Genomic DNA, 16,529 nt, shown 5'->3' with positions numbered 1-16,529 from the left:
CATGAAATCAAGAAGAGATTTTATCAAGAAATCGGCTCTGGCTGTTGCTGGTCTTTCCATATTTCCATCAAAAGTTATTAGCGGATTGGGCTATAAAGCGCCTAGCGATAAACTGAATATAGTCGGTATTGGTATCGGAGGGAAAGGACACCCCAACTTAGTTGGTATGAATACTGAGAATATTATAGGTTTGTGCGATGTGGATTGGAAATATGCAGCAAATTGTTTTAATGATTTTCCCAAAGCCAAGCGATATAAAGATTGGCGTCTTATGTTCGACGAGCTGGGTAAAGATATTGATGGTATCATGATCTCGACTCCCGACCACACACATGCTACTATTGCTGCTACAGCCTTAACGATGGATAAACACGTATATTGCCAAAAGCCATTAACTCATTCTGTATACGAAAGCCGATTGCTTACACGTCTCGCTGCAAAACATAAAGTTGCAACACAGATGGGGCATCAGGGGAATTCGGGAGACGGAGTTCGTCAGGTATGCGAATGGATATGGAATGGAGAAATAGGAGAGGTGAAGGAAGTTCATGCATGGACTAACCGCCCTCTTTGGCCTCAAGGGTTGGAACGACCTAGAGAAACTGTTAAAGTACCGAGCCATCTCGATTGGGATTTATTTATAGGTCCTGCACCATTTCGTCCATACAATCCTGTATATACACCATGGAACTGGCGAGGATGGTGGGATTTTGGAACAGGGGCATTTGGTGATATGGCATGCCATGTGCTCGACCCTGTATATCAGGCATTAAAATTAGGCTACCCTGACAGAGTACAAGGAAGTTCTTCTTTAATAAATGTTGAATCACCTCCTCAATCAGAAAAAGTTGAATTCCGTTTTCCTGCACGCGATAATTTAGCAAAGGTTGCACTGCCTGAAGTTGCCGTTCACTGGTATGATGGTGGTTTATTACCTAATCGTCCCGACTTATTACCGGATGGAATTGATCTGATGCGCGATGGTTTAGGTGGTTGCCTATTTGTCGGATCTAAAGACACATTATTATGTGATTGCGGTGGTTTCAATCCTCGTTTATTATCGGGTAGAACTCCGAATGTACCACAAACACTAAGGCGTGTACCTAATGCTACCGGCTATTTTGATGGCTTTCATGAGCAGGACTGGATCAGGGCTTGTAAAGAATCGCCGGAGAATAGAGTGGAGACAAGTGCCAACTTTGCTTATGCAGGACCATTCAACGAAATGGTACTCTTAGGAGTCTTGGCTATTCGTCTTCAAGGATTAAATAAAGTATTAAGATGGGATGGGCCAAATATGACATTTACTAATATCTCGCCAAGTGAAGAATTAAAGATAATTTCTAAAAATGAATTTGAAATAATCGATGGTCATCCAAACTCCGATGTAAAATTCACAACCTTCAACGCACAAACGGCAGCAGCCGAGTATATAAAACATACATATAGAGAAGGATGGTCGTTGCCATCCATGCCTTAAACGGTAGTTAGTTGAAGAGCCGAGAAACACTTTTCTATTTTCGGCTCTTTCTTTTTGTAAATTCTTAATATTGGAAAAATATGAAATATTTTAAGATAATTATTTTACTATTGTTTGCGGTTTCTATTGTAGCATGCCAGCATCAGAAAAAAGATTTGGAGTCAATACCCCCTAAATGGAAGCTTGGTATTCAGACTTATTCATTCCATAAATTTCCATTGATGGAAGCATTGGATAAAACACAGCAACTGGGGCTGCATTATTCAGAAGCCTATTTTTTCCAATCACTGGGCAAAAATTTTGTCGATACAGCTTATCTGAATTTTGATATAGATGAAACAACAAAAAAGCAATTGAAAGAAGAGTTTGCTAAACGCGATATTACTCTTTACAGCTTTGGTGTTGCATTTTATGAAACAACGGAAGAATGGGAACGTTTTTTCGCTTTTTCTAAAGATATGGGTATTCACACTGTGACATGTGAGCCAAAGTTGGAGCATCTCAATTTTGTTGAGCAATTAGCATTGAAATATAAGATTGAAGTAGCGATACATAATCATCCCGCCCCATCTTTATATGCTGACCCCAATGTGTTATTTGAAGCATTGAAAGGTCGCGATCCGATTATGGGTGTCTGTGCCGACATTGGGCATTGGAAACGTACAGGAAACGATCCGGTGAAAACCTTAGAGCGATTTGCCGGCCGGATAAAAGTTGTACATTTAAAAGACCTGAATGAGCAGTTGGAAGACACAACATGGGGAACAGGTATATTACCGGTAAAAGAAGTTTTGGGTGAATTAAAGAAGCAGAATTTTGATGGACTGATATCGGTTGAATATGAAAATTTTGGGGACTCACAACTTGATGATATTTTGAAAAGTTTGGAGTTCTATAATCAGAATTTTTAAAATAGAAAATATTCTCATCAACACCTAAAACTAAGAAGATCAAATTGTTTTGTGATACTGCCTTTGTTCGTGATAGCGGATCTATTGCCGATATTATGGAAATAGAACTCAATATACTTTGAAAAAGGGATCAAAAGCGGATTTTGATCCCTTTTTCTGATAGCAATGAATAACAATTAGCATCAAATAGTCATCGTGGCTTCAATCTAGAGTAGTTGTTGCCGAGAAATTGGCGCGACTGAAAGAATGCAGACTGAATCTATGTTTTTGCTGTTACTTAGACTGAGGTTCACCGATATTTCTGCGAAAAATGTCGGTAAGCCCTAATTCCATTTAATGGTTATATATATGAACAATATTGTATAAATAAATATTTTTGTATAAATTTGATTATAATTAAAATAATTTGTATTTTTTGCCAATAATTTAAAAACTTAAACTTTTATATTATGAAGAAGATTGCAGTCATAACATTTTTACTTATTTTAGTTTTTTCATGTAATAACGAATCAATTTCTGACTTGGCGAATGAAAAGGAGCTATTAGGGCTGGAAGAAAATCAAACAAGTTTTGAGTTAAATGAAAGTGAGGCCCAGTCAGTATTGCTATCATTTATTGATGCAAGAAGTAATTCACTAAAATCGAACTCTAATAATATTAAAATAAGAGGAATTAAGAAAAAATATTATAGATTAGAAGGTAATACGAATTCGTCTTTAAAATCCACTAAGGCACTTCATGAAATACCTCTGTATAACTTTTTTCTCGAAGACTCAGATAATAATAACGGCTACGCAATAGTGTCTGGGGATATTCGAATTCCTGTTGTATTGTCACTTTCAAATATTGGTAGCTTATCTGATACAATTTACAATAAAGCACTTGCAGAATGGTACAATGTACATTTAAATGAATATATATGTCAAAAGCTGATTCAATTCGAAAATGCAACGGATTCTGTCCTTATACGTGCTGATTGGAAAAGCACAAAGATGGCTGATAAACAAACTCCTATGAAGGAAGGGTGGCTAAAACTAGGTACGACTATTTGGAATGAATCACCTACGTTTACTTGTTATGCTTATGATACGCAAATTGAGTACAGAAAAATATTTGATAGCGGGGTTATTCTAAAAGTAGAGTGGGACCAAAATTCTCCATATAATGGGTCACTCCCATTAATAAATTGTAATGGAAGTAACATCAATCCATACACGGGTTGTACTGTTACTGCAATGTCCCAGATTATGACACATCATCAAAAACCTAATACATATAACTGGACTTTATTAAAAAGTAAACCCACAATTAGCTATTTAGACCCAAATACTCAACTAATAAATGAAGTAAGACGTTTAATGAAGGATATGGGCTCTAAAGTGAAAATCCAATATAAATGTGGGGGAAGTAGCTCTAATATTGATAATGTGCTTAGTGCTTTGAAAAGCATGGGATATTCTGGAACAATAGTCGGGGCATCCCATAACGATTATGATACATATAGAATGGTTGAGGAAGAGATTAAAAACAATCGTCCGATATACTATCGGGGAACTGAATCTGGAGAAGGCCATGCCTGGGTTATTGATGGCTATCAAGATTTTATTGTTAATTATTATGGGCAATTGAAGGCTTTTGACAAACAAACCGGAAACGTAATATTAGATAACCCATGGCAAATGATTATGGGCAATAATTTTATGCATTCAAAGATTTATCATGTTAATTTCGGTTGGGGAGGTAGTTCAAATGGCTGGTATGTATATCCGGATGGCGGCTCACAATTTAATTCTGACCAAAAAATAATAATAGGTATAAAATGATGATAAAGTATTTAGTTATAAGTATCTGGGGTATTCTCTTATACTCTTGCTCTAGTAATGATAATATTGATGGGCCTACTACGGATTCAATAAAGTTATCAACTAATGAGATCAAAATTAACAAAAATGAAAGTGTTGAAACGATTACCACCGGAGGTAATTGGTGGTGGTTTAGTTCTATTAAGACTGATAATAGTGAAATTCAATACGATGAAAATGATGTTGTAATAAATGGAGACTGGTACACAGTTACAAAAGTAACGAATACTTCTTTTAAAATTAATGTTGAAGAAAATACTACAAATATGAAACGGGAGTTTACTTTGACTCTCAGAGCTGGGAACTACTTTGATAGTTTAATATTAATACAAGAATAATTGATGTCTTATTAATTTAATTATTTAAAAAAAAGGAAGCTCTTTACAGCTTCCTTTTTAATTTGCCACTAATAAGCTCCGTTATTTATAAGTGTTCTTTTACTAAATACGAATATATTAGTTTGCAGTTGCTTTTATTCGTTCTTCCTGCGACAAGCTAGCTAGTTGTTTTACCCTCTCTATATCGATTCCTAGCCCATTGGCAATGCGTGTTCCATACTCAGGATGAGCTTTGTAGAATAAAGCTGTTTGGCGGTATTGAATACGTGATTGTGCATTTTTTATATGCCCTACAATATTATTTATCAAATTAGTCTTATCGTAGTCAGATAATACCCGACCATATAAATCGCCTGCTTGTATAAAGTCTATGTCTCCTAATATATATTCGTGACGAGCAGCCATTCCTTGTACGTCAATCGATGGAGGAGTAAACTTTGCATCAGGCTGTGCACCGTCAAACGAATTGGGATAATAGTTAGGCGCAGGATTTTCGATACCCATATTCATCGCGCCGTCACGCTGATAATTGTGCATAGGACATTTAGGTGCATTTACAGGTATCTGATGGAAATTTGTACCCAATCGGTGTCTATGTGTGTCCGGATAGCTAAATAAGCGTATCTGAAGCATCTTATCAGGGGACGACGCTATACCCGGAACAAAATTGCCCGGCGTAAAAGCAGCTTGTTCTATCTGAGCAAAAAAGTCATCAGGATTTCTATTTAATACGAATTTACCTACCGGAATAAGTGGATATTCTTTTTGTGGCCACACTTTAGTAATATCGAATGCGTCAAATCTAAAATTATCTGCTTGCTCGGGTGTCATTATTTGTACATAGGCCGACCACGAAGGATAATCTCCTTTAGCAATGCTATTATGCAAATCGCGGGTAGCATAATCGGGATCAGTGCCTCCTAATTCAGTAGCTTGTGCGTCTGTAAGATTTTTAATCCCTTGATCTGTTTTAAAGTGCCATTTAAACCATACATGCTCACCATTGGCGTTATACCACATATAGGTATGGCTAGAAAATCCGTGCATGTGTCTATATCCATCGGGAGTTCCTCTGTCGGAAAAAAGAATAGTTACCTGATGAATACTTTCGGGCGTAAGTGATAGAAAATCCCAGAAAGCATCTGCATCTTTCAGATTGGTAAGAGGATTCCTTTTTTGTGTATGTATAAAATCGGGAAATTTAATACCGTCGCGAATGAAGAATGTAGGGGTGTTATTACCTACCATGTCATAATTACCTTCATTCGTATAAAATTTTAGAGCAAATCCACGAGGGTCGCGTGCTGTATCAGCAGAACCTTTTTCGCCACCTACTGTTGAGAAGCGGGCAAGCATCTCCGTTTTTTTACCAATAGTGGATAGGAAATCTGCACAAGTATATTGTGTTACGTCATGAGTTACCTCAAAATATCCAAATGCTCCGGAGCCTTTGGCATGAACCACTCTTTCGGGGATACGTTCTCTATCGAAATGGGCCAGTTTTTCAATCGTGTGAGTGTCTGACAGCAATGTCATAGTTGGTTTTTGGGTAGTAATAGAGGCTTGATCATTATCAACAGGGCTACCTTGGTTGCTAGTCATAATCTTTTTCTTTTCATTTTCCATAGCTTTATATAATTAAGTTAATAAATGAAGTATCTAAAGAAAATATTCGATGATTGTATAATTATGTTGTGTCGAATACTTACTCTTACATTTATCTAAAGATAAAGTAAGGCTTAACATATATAATTAGAACATAAAAAACGAGAAATAGTTTAAGGTATTTATAGTTCTTATTTTAACAAAGTTATTTCTTTAAAAACGAATAACAATGATTGTTTCATTATCTTTTTTAAGTCATATTATAAATTTATTGTAATCTTATGTTTGAATATTCATTAAAGGTTTAAGCTAACTAATTAATGAACAAGAGTGTGTTTTGTATTGTTATCTAACTATTATTAAGTGTTTTTTACATAAAAGTATTACAGCTATTACTCCATATTCTAAATGGTTCATTACTTTTGCATACCTAGAAACTGAACGGAAAAAATATTATGTATAAATCAAATGCAATTGCATTATTCATATATTCACTGCTAATAATATTCTCAACCTTCACATTGAAAGCTCAAGTGACAATAGGTTCGTCAATACCCCCAAATGATGGGGCTTTACTAGACTTGAAAGAATATGAAGCCAGTATACCCGGAGGGAATAATTCTAATCGTGGAATGATTCTTCCTAGAGTTGAATTGAAGAATCTCAGAGATTTAACCGCTTTAGGTATTACTGAAGATGCAACATTATATACCGGATTGATGGTATATAATGTTGCAGACCAATTGGATATATGTGCGATGTTACCTTCAGGTCTTTATGTTTGGAATGGGGATAAATGGCAGGAGTTAGGTTTTGTCTTACCAAAGGATAAGACCACTTGGGTCGACAATCAGGATGGTTCAGGCCTACTTACCGATTATGAAGGGAATACTTATAAAACGAAAAGATTCGGAGATGCAATTTGGATGGTAGATAATCTTCGTTCTACTGTTACATCGACAGGAGATCTGATCGATGGTGTAAATGGTGTTCGCCTAAATCCGGGCTTTCGTGTTGGCCCAAACAATGTAGGTGTTCGCACTAGATGTAAAGCTATATTAGATGACACCCCCGTAACAGTAAAAGTAGGAGGGGTGGCTCTCGATCTTAATTATGATACCTATGCCACTCGTTTCGGATTATTATATAATCAGGAACAGGCGAACAAAGCTTGTCCCAGAGGATGGTCTCTCAGCACAGAGGCTCAATGGAATGCTTTATCTACTTTGTTAGCTCAAACGAATTCTGCTGTAGGTAAAATGTTGAAGTCTGATGATTTAGCCTATATCCCTACTATAGATGTCGGTTTTAATTGGCAGGGATTTGCGATAGGTCATGCATATAATTCAGGTTTTAATGCTACACCTGTAGGATATGTAAACCCATCGAATGATGCATCAAATTTTTCTTATGGAACTTATTTTTGGACAACTACAGCTAAAAAAAGCTTCTTCTTAACTTATGTAAATACCAGTCTGCAAACTACTGCGAGTGCTATCGAGACAAATTATTACTCGGTTCGATGTGTTAAAGACTAGCTTCCCCTTCATTGAATGGTGGTGATATATATGCAAGCGAAAAGGAAACATAAGAAATTTATGGTTCCTTTAATACCTGTATTTTAATCGGATGCAAACCCTAACGATCCTTAAATATTTGTTTTTCAGCGTATTTTTAGCTACCTTCATAAAATTACGCCTATATGGGTCGTATTATTGAGTGTTTAAACTATTCTTAAAAGAAATCAAAAAATGGATGGACAGAACAAAACTTCTTCTCGGGGAAGAAAAGCCACGGTGAAAAATCCTGAACGTATGACGCAGGTAGAAGCGGTGAAGCAATTATTGGATAACCACAAGAAAGGTCTTAATGAGGTCGTACATATCAAAATTGATGATAGAACCTATTTGGAAGTTCCTGCTGGCCTATCGGCAGAGGATCGTCAGGATAGAATCAAAAACTATCTTAAATATACAAATTACAAACCTGTATAGAATATTAGGGAAAAATCATAATTAATGGTTTACTTCTATATAATATCCCTTCTTAGTAAGGGATTTTTTTATTAATCTATAATTTTAATAATTATGAAAGTCGCTTTAATTGGAGCTACAGGATTTGTAGGCTCACACATTTTGAAAGAGTTATTAACCCGAAAACACGAGGTAACAGCTATCGCTCGTAATACTGATAAAATCGATATTGTAGATGATAAGTTGACAGTTGCAAGTGTTAATGTAATAGATACGGATATACTGACAGACGTGTTGAAAGGCAATACAATTGTTATATCTGCCTTTAACGCAGGGTGGGACAATCCTAACATTTATGAGGACTACCTGAATGGGTATGAGTCGATACAAAAAGCAATAAGAGCAGCAAATATTCGTCGTTTTTTTGTCGTAGGAAATTCTGGCACTCTGTATGAAGGAGGGAAGCAGTTGGTAGAAGCGGACGATTTTCCCACAGAGATGGGACAAGGAGCCAAGGCTTCGCGTGATCATTTTGAAAAGCTAAGACGCGAAACATATCTCGATTGGGTATATTTGGCACCACCTACTGATCTGAATAAGGAAATAAACACCGGACGCACGGGTAAATTTCGCCTAGGGAGGGATGAACCCATAGTTAGGGAAGGGGTTGCTTCTATCTCTCTTGAAGATTTGGCAATGGTTGTTGTGGATGAAGTTGAAAATAGAAATAATTCGCGCCAACAATTTACAGTAGGATATTAAGCAAAAAAAGCAGTCGTCTCGACATTTCTTTTACTGCCGTGGTAAAGAATCAAGACGAACTCAAATATAGAAAACGACCGATCAGTAATATTGATTGGTCGTTTTCTATTAATTATGATTCTTATTTGTTGGGATCGTATACAGCTACGGCTACACGAGAATCTGCGCAACCGTAATATAAATACCATTTGTTTCCGTGATATACCAATCCTTCAATAAATACGGTTCCGGCAGGATATTGTCCGCTTTTTTCAAAATCACTTTCGGGGATAAAGAATGGTTTATCTAATCGTTCTATAAATTTAGACGGATCAGATAAGTCGAAAAGAGCCTGACCTGCACAATATGAATTAGCAGTGTAAAGTGTGTCTCCATCTATTCCACTTTTATTTTTTCCGTTATATAGTAATAATATACCTTTGTCTGTCATTATCGCAGGAGGACCACATTCGGTAAGATCGCTATCGAATTTTCCTTTACGTGGAGCAAATAATACTTTCAACTCTCCTTTCTCATCAAGCATAGGTTCCCAGTTGATTAAATCGTCAGAAGTGGCTACATTTACAAACTTCTCACCCCCAATACATCCAGTATTTTCCGTTTATTTTAGCTATAACCTGTTTCCCATCTACTAGTTTGGTAATAATAGAAGCTGATTTGGAAAATTCATCGAAGAAAAGTCCGTTATGTGCTTTTGCAAACGCAGGACCATATTTATTCCATTTCTCTAAATCTGTGGATGTTGCAACAGCAAGGCGAGCTTGTTTTCTGTTCCACTGAGTATATAGCATTACATACATACCATCTTCGGTTACAGCTACACGTGGATCTTCACAACCACCCGGCCATTCCAATTCTTTTTGGCTATCATTATCAGGATAGAATGTCGGGGTTGATTTTCGTTGAAAATTTAAACCGTCGGAAGACCATGCATAGCCGATTCTCGAAGTGCGTCCTCCGATACCTTGACCCGATTTGTCTTCAGCACGGTATAGTACAACTACATTTCCATCCTTTATCGTTGCTGCAGGATTGAATGTATCATTCGATTCCCAATCTACTGAATCTTGGGTTATGGGGCAGTAAAAACAGGTTGTAGAATCAGGGGATATAATTGGATTGACTCCATTTGGACGTTCAAAACCGATCCACGCCCAATCCGGGAATTCGGAATTTGTTTGCTTTTTGCTATCGCATGCCGTAACTAATAAAACTATTGACGCAAGCATAGAGATTTTTAGAATACTCTTTTTCATTATTATATCAAATTAATTTATAGATTTTAAGGAAACGATGGAGATGGAACCTTTGTTCCCCAATTTTTATTTGGAGAATTTCCCATAAATAATTCGAGAGTACCACCGTTTGTTATATCCGAAAAATCGATATAACATTTATTATATTCCATACCATTCAACGTGGCTCTCTGTATATAACTATTTTCGGGAAGATTATCATGGCTAATAATTGTAAACTCTTTTCCTTTAAAATATTTTAGATCAAGTTTGAATTTTATCTTATCGAATATCGGGCTGGTTATTTCATAGCGTGTATTTCCCGGACAAGAAGGGTGGATTCCTGTTGCAGCCAGCACATACCACGCCGACATTTGCCCTACATCTTCGTTACCGACAATACCTTCGACAGAATTGGAGTATGCTTTGTCGCAGATATATCTGGTCCACTTTTGAGTCAGCCATGGAGCATCTAAATGATTGAATAAGAAGGGTACTAGATGAACCGGTTCGTTTGCATGGTTGTAGTAATTGTTCCATAACATGTTTTTTGGTGTTTGATCAAAGAAACTACTAAGGTCTTCTCTCGCTTTGTCTTTTCCTCCCATTAGTTCTATCATTCCCGGAATATCGTGTGGTACAAACCATCCTTGTTGATAAGAGTTAGCCTCTATACATCCATACCACTCTTTGATGCGTGCATCTTCCGGCCAATCTTCCCAAGAACCATCGGCATTCCGTGGTCGGAACCATCCTTTCGAAGGATCAAATATATTTCTGTATGCTTGCCCTTTTTCTATATATTTCAATTCGTCGGCTGTTTTACCGAGTTCTCTGGCAATTTGCGAAATACACCAATCTGTATAAGCATGTTCTAAAGTATTGGATATACTAAATGGAGGTCCGGTGAATCCCTGTTTTCCATTTCCAAATTTATCGGAGCTATTTATCGCATACTCATATGCTTTATCTATATCGTAATTTCTAATACCTTTTACATAAGCATCGGCTAAAACAGATATGGCAGGATTGCCTATCATACAGCCTGAATATGCATTCATCAATTCCCAGCGTTCAAAGTATTTCTTGCTGCTTTGTTCAGCAAGAGTTACAAGGGAGTTTATTTCATCATTAACAATCTCAGGGTTTATTATTGTTTGCAATGGGAATTGACTTCTGAAAACGTCCCATCCACTGAATATAGTTCGTTTGGTGAAATCTTTACTGATATGAATATTGCCGTCTCCTCCTATATAACGACCGTCAATATCAGCATATATGCGTGGATCGATCATCGTGTGATAAAGAGCAGTGTAGAATATTGTTTTTTTATCTTTCGATGCTCCTGTTACCTCTATTTTCGCTAGCTCTCTATCCCATAGTTCTTTAGCCTCTTGTCTTACTTTTGTAAAATCTTTTTCTGCAATTTCTGCTTTTAAGTTCTTTTCGGCACCATCCATATCTACAAATGAAATGCCGACTTTCAGGGTAACTTCTTCGTCCTTCTTCGTCGAAAATTCGCTGAAGAATCCCAGATGTTTGCCTTCCAGTTCCTTCTCTCCTTTTATTATCGGAGATTCCGATACTCTGGTCAGATAAGGTATGCTTATAACATCGTCTCTTTTTCGTTGCCAGTCATCCGGTATATTAGCGCTCCAAAAACCGTATTCTTTCAATGGTTTACTAAACTGTGCATAGAAATATACTGTATAATTAGCCTGACCATCGCCATTACCCCAGCCACCTCCGTCGGGTGTACATTTCATCCAGCCTTGAATGGTATAATCATCTACAACTTTGATATACTGAGATGTGGATGTACCGCCAACACGTCTGGCTAAATCAATCTGAATACGTGATTGATCGTTTTCGGGAAAAGTGAATTTAAGCATTCCGCTATGAGGGGCAGCTGTTGCTTCAACTTTAATATTATAGTCTGATAGTTCGGCAGAGTAGTATCCTGCCGAAGCAATTTCCGTTTGTTTATTGTATAGTGAGCGATATCCTTCAATACTACCGTCTTCTTTTCCGGCAATTTTCTTTAATTCACCCGTAGTAGGCATTACCAGGAAATTTCCTAAATCTCCGTACCACCCTACGCCACTCATCTGGGTAAAGGCAAATCCTTCAATGGTTTTATGTTCATAACTATATCCGGGACTGTTATCTCCACCTGTAATTGTGTTTGGACTTACTTGTACCATACCAAATGGGGTAGCAGCACCAGGGAAAGTTTTGCCCAATCCATGATATACGCCTGCGTCACCAACACTTGTACTAGCTCCGATAAAAGGGTTTACATAATCTGAAGGTGCAGATTCATCGACAACATTTTTCGAGGAACAACTTGCGATAGCTAGTAGAAGGCTTGCGAAGCAAATTTTCCAAATTCCTTTATTCATAAAATAGTATGTTTCTAAATATATTATTAGTTTCTTTTAATTCTTAATGTTTTAATGCCAAAATGAGGTATTAAGATATTGATAGTAGGCGAGTCGGAGGATATATCAAACCTTCTCTATACGAATATGATCTTGTATGATAAGAGAATAAGGCTAACCCATATTTATTATCTTTCTGCATTAAATCGCCCTAATGTACAATAATATTATGTTTTATGCTATCCCAAGTGTCGAAAAAAGTATTTTCTAACTTGCTTTTGCATACATCGAACGGAGCATCTTTATATATTTGAGCCTCGGATAATTTTGCGGGAAAATTATATTAATTGTTTTGAATGACAAAATTAAGAAATGAAATCATTTATTATTTGTATGAGGTTCACACGTTATTCATACTGATTTATATAGACTCCTCAGTAGAGTAATTTCTTCAGCATGTCCTGGTAGCTCATTTGGTGTTTCCAGATAGAATGGTAGATGTTTTAATTGAGGGTGATTTATAATATTGTCAAATGTTTGTAAACCAATAGAACCTTTGCCGATTGTCTCATGCCGATCTTTATGGCTTTTAAATGGGTTTTTACTATCATTTAGATGGATGGCATATAATTTTTCTAATCCAATAACTTTTTCAAACTCTTCTAGTACGCCATCAAGATTGTTGACAATATCGTATCCGGCATCATATATGTGACAAGTATCTAAGCATACACCTATTTTGTTTTTCAATTCTACCTTTTCTATAATAGCCTGTAGTTCCTCAAATGTTCTTCCGATCTCACTACCTTTCCCTGCCATTGTTTCGAGCAATACGGTAGTAGTTTGTTCTGGTTTTAAAATGTTATTTAGGGCTTCTACAATATAGCTGGTACCTACTTCTACTCCTTGTTTGACATGACTTCCCGGATGAAAATTGTAGAGATTACCCGGTAAATATTCCATTCTTAAAAGGTCATCAGCCATCATTTCACGCGAAAATCTCCGGATACCCTCATCCATAGCACAAATATTTAATGTATACGGAGCGTGTGCTAAAATAGTGGCGAAATTATTTTGTTTTGCTAATTCTAGAAATGCAGCAATATCCGTTTCATCGATGGCTTTAGCACTTCCTCCACGTGGATTACGAGTGAAAAACTGGAATGTATTGGCATTTATAGAAAGGGCATCTTTGCCCATTGATAAAAAGCCTTTAGCTACAGAGAGATGACAACCGATTTTAAACATAATACTTCTTTTGATGAATATCTGACAAATGTACGGATGTATAATGGATATTCCCATCAAATTAAGCCGATTCCGACAAAAGAATCTCACAATATTCCAGTTCCGATTCCTGCGCCTGTATTACTCATTACTCTAAAAGACCAAAAGGATTATTGCTATTTTAGAACAATAATCCTTTTGTGATTTATATTATTTATTTTAAGCTGTTTTCTCAGATCAGCTTAAAATTGTTACGGCATTTATTATTATTTAATATCCCAGATCAGTTCATTTTGATCGTCTTTACTTACTACTAATTTATGTCCGTGAGCCAGTTTGTTTCCAACGATCAATCGGGATATAGGACGTCTGAGATGAGTCCGTATTGTTCCGCCCACCTGTCTTGCTCCATATTTAGGAGTGAAGCCACGTTCTGCTAACATTTTACGAGTATCTTCATCAATCTCCAGCTCGATGCCCTGTTTGCTTAGAGCTTCGATAAGTCCTTTGAGTTGAATATTGAATATCTTTAACAACATCGTTTCATTGATGGGTGAGAATGGTACTATTTCCGACAAGCGTGCTAAAAATTCAGGACGAAAATACTGCCCCATCACTTCCATTAACTGTGTAGTGGTTGGACTCATACCTTGTTCCAGTTGTTTCGTAAGCCATTCGCTTCCGACATTGGATGTAAATAGGACAATTGCATTGGAGAAATCGCCTTCTTTTCCCAGTCTGTCATGTAACTTACCTTCATCCATAATTTGTAGGAAGATATCGTATACTGACGGATGTGCTTTCTCTATTTCATCGAATAAAACCACTGCATAAGGTTGTTGTCGAATTTTGTTTACCAAAAGACCACCCTCTTCATAGCCAACATATCCCGGAGGTGCACCATATAATAATGCTGCCGAATGTTCTTCTTTAAACTCCGACATATCGAAGCGAATCATTGCCTTTTCGTCATTAAAGAGAACTTCGGCCAGAGATTTTGCTAACTCCGTTTTTCCTGTTCCTGTTGGTCCCAATAGGAAAAACGAACCGATAGGTTGACCTGCTTTATTCAATCCGCTACGCGATTCTAAAATAGCATCTACCAGCGATTTTAAAGCTCCGTCTTGGCCAACTACCCTGCGGCGTAATAAATCTTCCATGTTGAGCAAACGCTCTTTTTCCTGAGCCTGTACTTTGCCGATCGGTATTCCGGTTTTGCTGGATATGATAGCTGCTACCTCATGCACCTGAATTGTTTTTATCTTTTCCTTTACAAAATTACTGAGTATATCTAATGCCTTATCGATATAATTAAAGAGCACACTGTTATCTTCAATTTCCTTTACATCGGTTTCATCAGTAATGATACCTAATAAGACCGGACTCAATTTGTTTTGCATAGATAAGTACAAGAAGCGTAAATCGGCCAGTTTTTCTTCTGCTGTTTTTTCAAATGCACCTTCAATCATAGCCAATTCACTTATGAAAGAGTGAACATCTTTTTGCGCAGTTTCATTTACCATTTTGGTCGCAGACATAGTTCTATCCATCAGATCGATAGCCGAATCCGGTAAACGGCGATCTTTGTCGTATCGCTTAGCTAGCTTTACACATTCCTCTATAGCCTCTTTGGCCACTTCAAGCTTATGGAAATCCATATACCGCGACAATACAGAGTGTATCATTAATATAGCTGAAGCAATATCAGGTTCATTTATCTGTAATACTTCAAATCGTCGGCTAAAGGCGTGATCGGGTTCAATTAGTTTACGGTATTCGTCGATAGTTGTTGCCCCGATAACGGTTAGATCTCCCTTAGATAACTCTGGTTTTAAAATATTGGCAGCTCCAGAGTTCCCCTGCTTTGGGTCTAGCAGGACATGTATCTCGTCAATAAAAAGAATCGCATTGTCAATATTACGAATCTCTTTAATTATATTTTTCAAACGGTCTTCTATTTCTCCTTTGTAAGTAGCACCGGCAATGAGTGCCCCTGTATCAAGTTCATATATGGTTGAACCATCTAAATAGGAGGGGACATTCTTGTTTACTATATCATGAGCCAGTCCGTCTACTAAAGCAGTTTTACCCACACCCGAATCTCCGATAATCATTACATTGGGCTTACTTCGGCGACCTAATATCTCCATCATCATCCGTGTTTCCTTATCACGGCTTACAATGTTATGTATTTTCAAATCCAGAGCCTGTGCCGTTTTATCCACACAGTATTTCATGAGATTAACCATTGGCATCGCTCCATTTTCTTCTGATGTTACAAATGAAGAGTTTGGCATACCGATGGCCGATCTTGTTTCTTTTCCACTTACATATAAATCGAAAATTTCTTTTTCACGAAGTGGAAAAGATTTTAGTTGGTCTATCGTAAATCCGACATTTGGCTTTGTCAATGCAGCTAAAACACAGATAGGATTGATCTCCAATAGGCCCAGTTTAAGACGCACATTGTCGGCTTCTTCAAAAACCATTGGTATTTTCTCATCAGGTTGTATATCGGCTACCACTCCTGCTTTTGGGAAATCGTCGATGCGCATTTCGGCCCATTCTTCAAAATACTCGATATCTTTATCCATACTTTGAATAAAGGGTTTTAAACCGATTTCTTTATGAAGCAGTGCTTTTAACAGATGGGCAGACGAATAGTTCGCATTATAATATTCACGGGCTATAGACTGTGCTATTCTTATAGCCGTTTTTACTGATTCATTTAAGTTTATAAAATCCATATATCTAT

Annotated in this window: 11 protein-coding genes and 2 pseudogenes; 7 read left to right on the top strand and 6 right to left on the bottom strand. The window is 37.1% G+C overall.

Annotation, left to right across the window (positions count from 1 at the left end; all coding sequences use genetic code 11):
- The first annotated feature begins 1 nt into the window (after position 1).
- The 4 genes from G7Y56_RS07020 (at position 2) to G7Y56_RS07005 (ending at position 4,591) form a co-directional block, all read left to right on the top strand.
- On the top strand, positions 2 to 1,480 hold the full coding sequence (locus G7Y56_RS07020) for a Gfo/Idh/MocA family protein (RefSeq protein WP_165042220.1): 1,479 nt from the start codon (positions 2 to 4) through the stop codon (positions 1,478 to 1,480).
- Positions 1,481 to 1,560: 80 nt separating this feature from the next.
- Entirely contained in the window at positions 1,561 to 2,391 is an 831-nt protein-coding gene (locus G7Y56_RS07015; RefSeq protein ID WP_165042218.1) for a sugar phosphate isomerase/epimerase, read from the top strand.
- A 449-nt stretch (positions 2,392 to 2,840) separates the two neighbouring features.
- Positions 2,841 to 4,214, top strand: a complete 1,374-nt coding sequence (locus G7Y56_RS07010; protein WP_165042216.1) for a C10 family peptidase — start codon at positions 2,841 to 2,843, stop codon at positions 4,212 to 4,214.
- Complete coding sequence (locus G7Y56_RS07005) at positions 4,211 to 4,591, top strand: BACON domain-containing protein (protein WP_165042214.1); 381 nt, start codon at positions 4,211 to 4,213, stop codon at positions 4,589 to 4,591. Before G7Y56_RS07010 ends, G7Y56_RS07005 begins: the two co-directional genes overlap by 4 nt.
- A 117-nt stretch (positions 4,592 to 4,708) precedes the next feature.
- On the opposite strand, the gene G7Y56_RS07000 is transcribed toward G7Y56_RS07005, so the two are convergent.
- On the bottom strand, positions 4,709 to 6,217 hold the full coding sequence (locus G7Y56_RS07000; RefSeq protein WP_165042212.1) for a catalase: 1,509 nt from the start codon (positions 6,215 to 6,217) through the stop codon (positions 4,709 to 4,711).
- 434 nt (positions 6,218 to 6,651) lie between these two features.
- Here G7Y56_RS07000 and G7Y56_RS06995 point away from each other — a divergent pair, with 434 nt between their 5' ends.
- From G7Y56_RS06995 to G7Y56_RS06985, 3 genes are all read left to right on the top strand, one after another.
- The gene (locus G7Y56_RS06995) at positions 6,652 to 7,734 is read left to right on the top strand and encodes an FISUMP domain-containing protein (protein ID WP_165042210.1); all 1,083 of its coding nucleotides are present in this window, start codon (positions 6,652 to 6,654) and stop codon (positions 7,732 to 7,734) included.
- Between the two features lie 213 nt (positions 7,735 to 7,947).
- Entirely contained in the window at positions 7,948 to 8,190 is a 243-nt protein-coding gene (locus G7Y56_RS06990) for a hypothetical protein (protein WP_165042208.1), read from the top strand.
- 93 nt (positions 8,191 to 8,283) lie between these two features.
- Positions 8,284 to 8,931 carry an NAD(P)-dependent oxidoreductase gene (locus G7Y56_RS06985; RefSeq protein ID WP_165042206.1) on the top strand — a complete coding sequence of 216 codons (648 nt, stop codon included), beginning with the start codon at positions 8,284 to 8,286 and terminating at the stop codon, positions 8,929 to 8,931.
- A gap of 121 nt (positions 8,932 to 9,052) precedes the next feature.
- Here G7Y56_RS06985 and G7Y56_RS06980 read toward each other — a convergent pair.
- From G7Y56_RS06980 to G7Y56_RS06965, 5 genes and pseudogenes are all read right to left on the bottom strand, one after another.
- A pseudogene (locus G7Y56_RS06980) lies at positions 9,053 to 10,187 on the bottom strand (glycoside hydrolase family 130 protein).
- Between the two features lie 26 nt (positions 10,188 to 10,213).
- Positions 10,214 to 12,568 (bottom strand): GH92 family glycosyl hydrolase, encoded by a 2,355-nt coding sequence (locus tag G7Y56_RS06975; protein ID WP_165042203.1) that lies wholly within the window; start codon positions 12,566 to 12,568, stop codon positions 10,214 to 10,216.
- A gap of 118 nt (positions 12,569 to 12,686) precedes the next feature.
- Positions 12,687 to 12,884, bottom strand: a pseudogene (locus G7Y56_RS18840) (hypothetical protein); the annotation flags it as partial.
- Between the two features lie 74 nt (positions 12,885 to 12,958).
- A complete protein-coding gene (locus G7Y56_RS06970) occupies positions 12,959 to 13,852 on the bottom strand; it encodes a deoxyribonuclease IV (protein WP_255498666.1) in 894 nt (297 codons plus the stop codon).
- 188 nt (positions 13,853 to 14,040) lie between these two features.
- On the bottom strand, positions 14,041 to 16,521 hold the full coding sequence (locus tag G7Y56_RS06965; protein ID WP_165042201.1) for an ATP-dependent Clp protease ATP-binding subunit: 2,481 nt from the start codon (positions 16,519 to 16,521) through the stop codon (positions 14,041 to 14,043).
- Between the last annotated feature and the right edge of the window lie 8 nt (positions 16,522 to 16,529).

The sequence above is a fragment of the Dysgonomonas sp. ZJ709 genome (assembly GCF_011039195.1).
Lineage (GTDB): Bacteria > Bacteroidota > Bacteroidia > Bacteroidales > Dysgonomonadaceae > Dysgonomonas.
The sequence above is the reverse complement of the archived record's forward strand: the minus strand, read 5'-3'. Positions and strand labels throughout refer to the sequence as shown.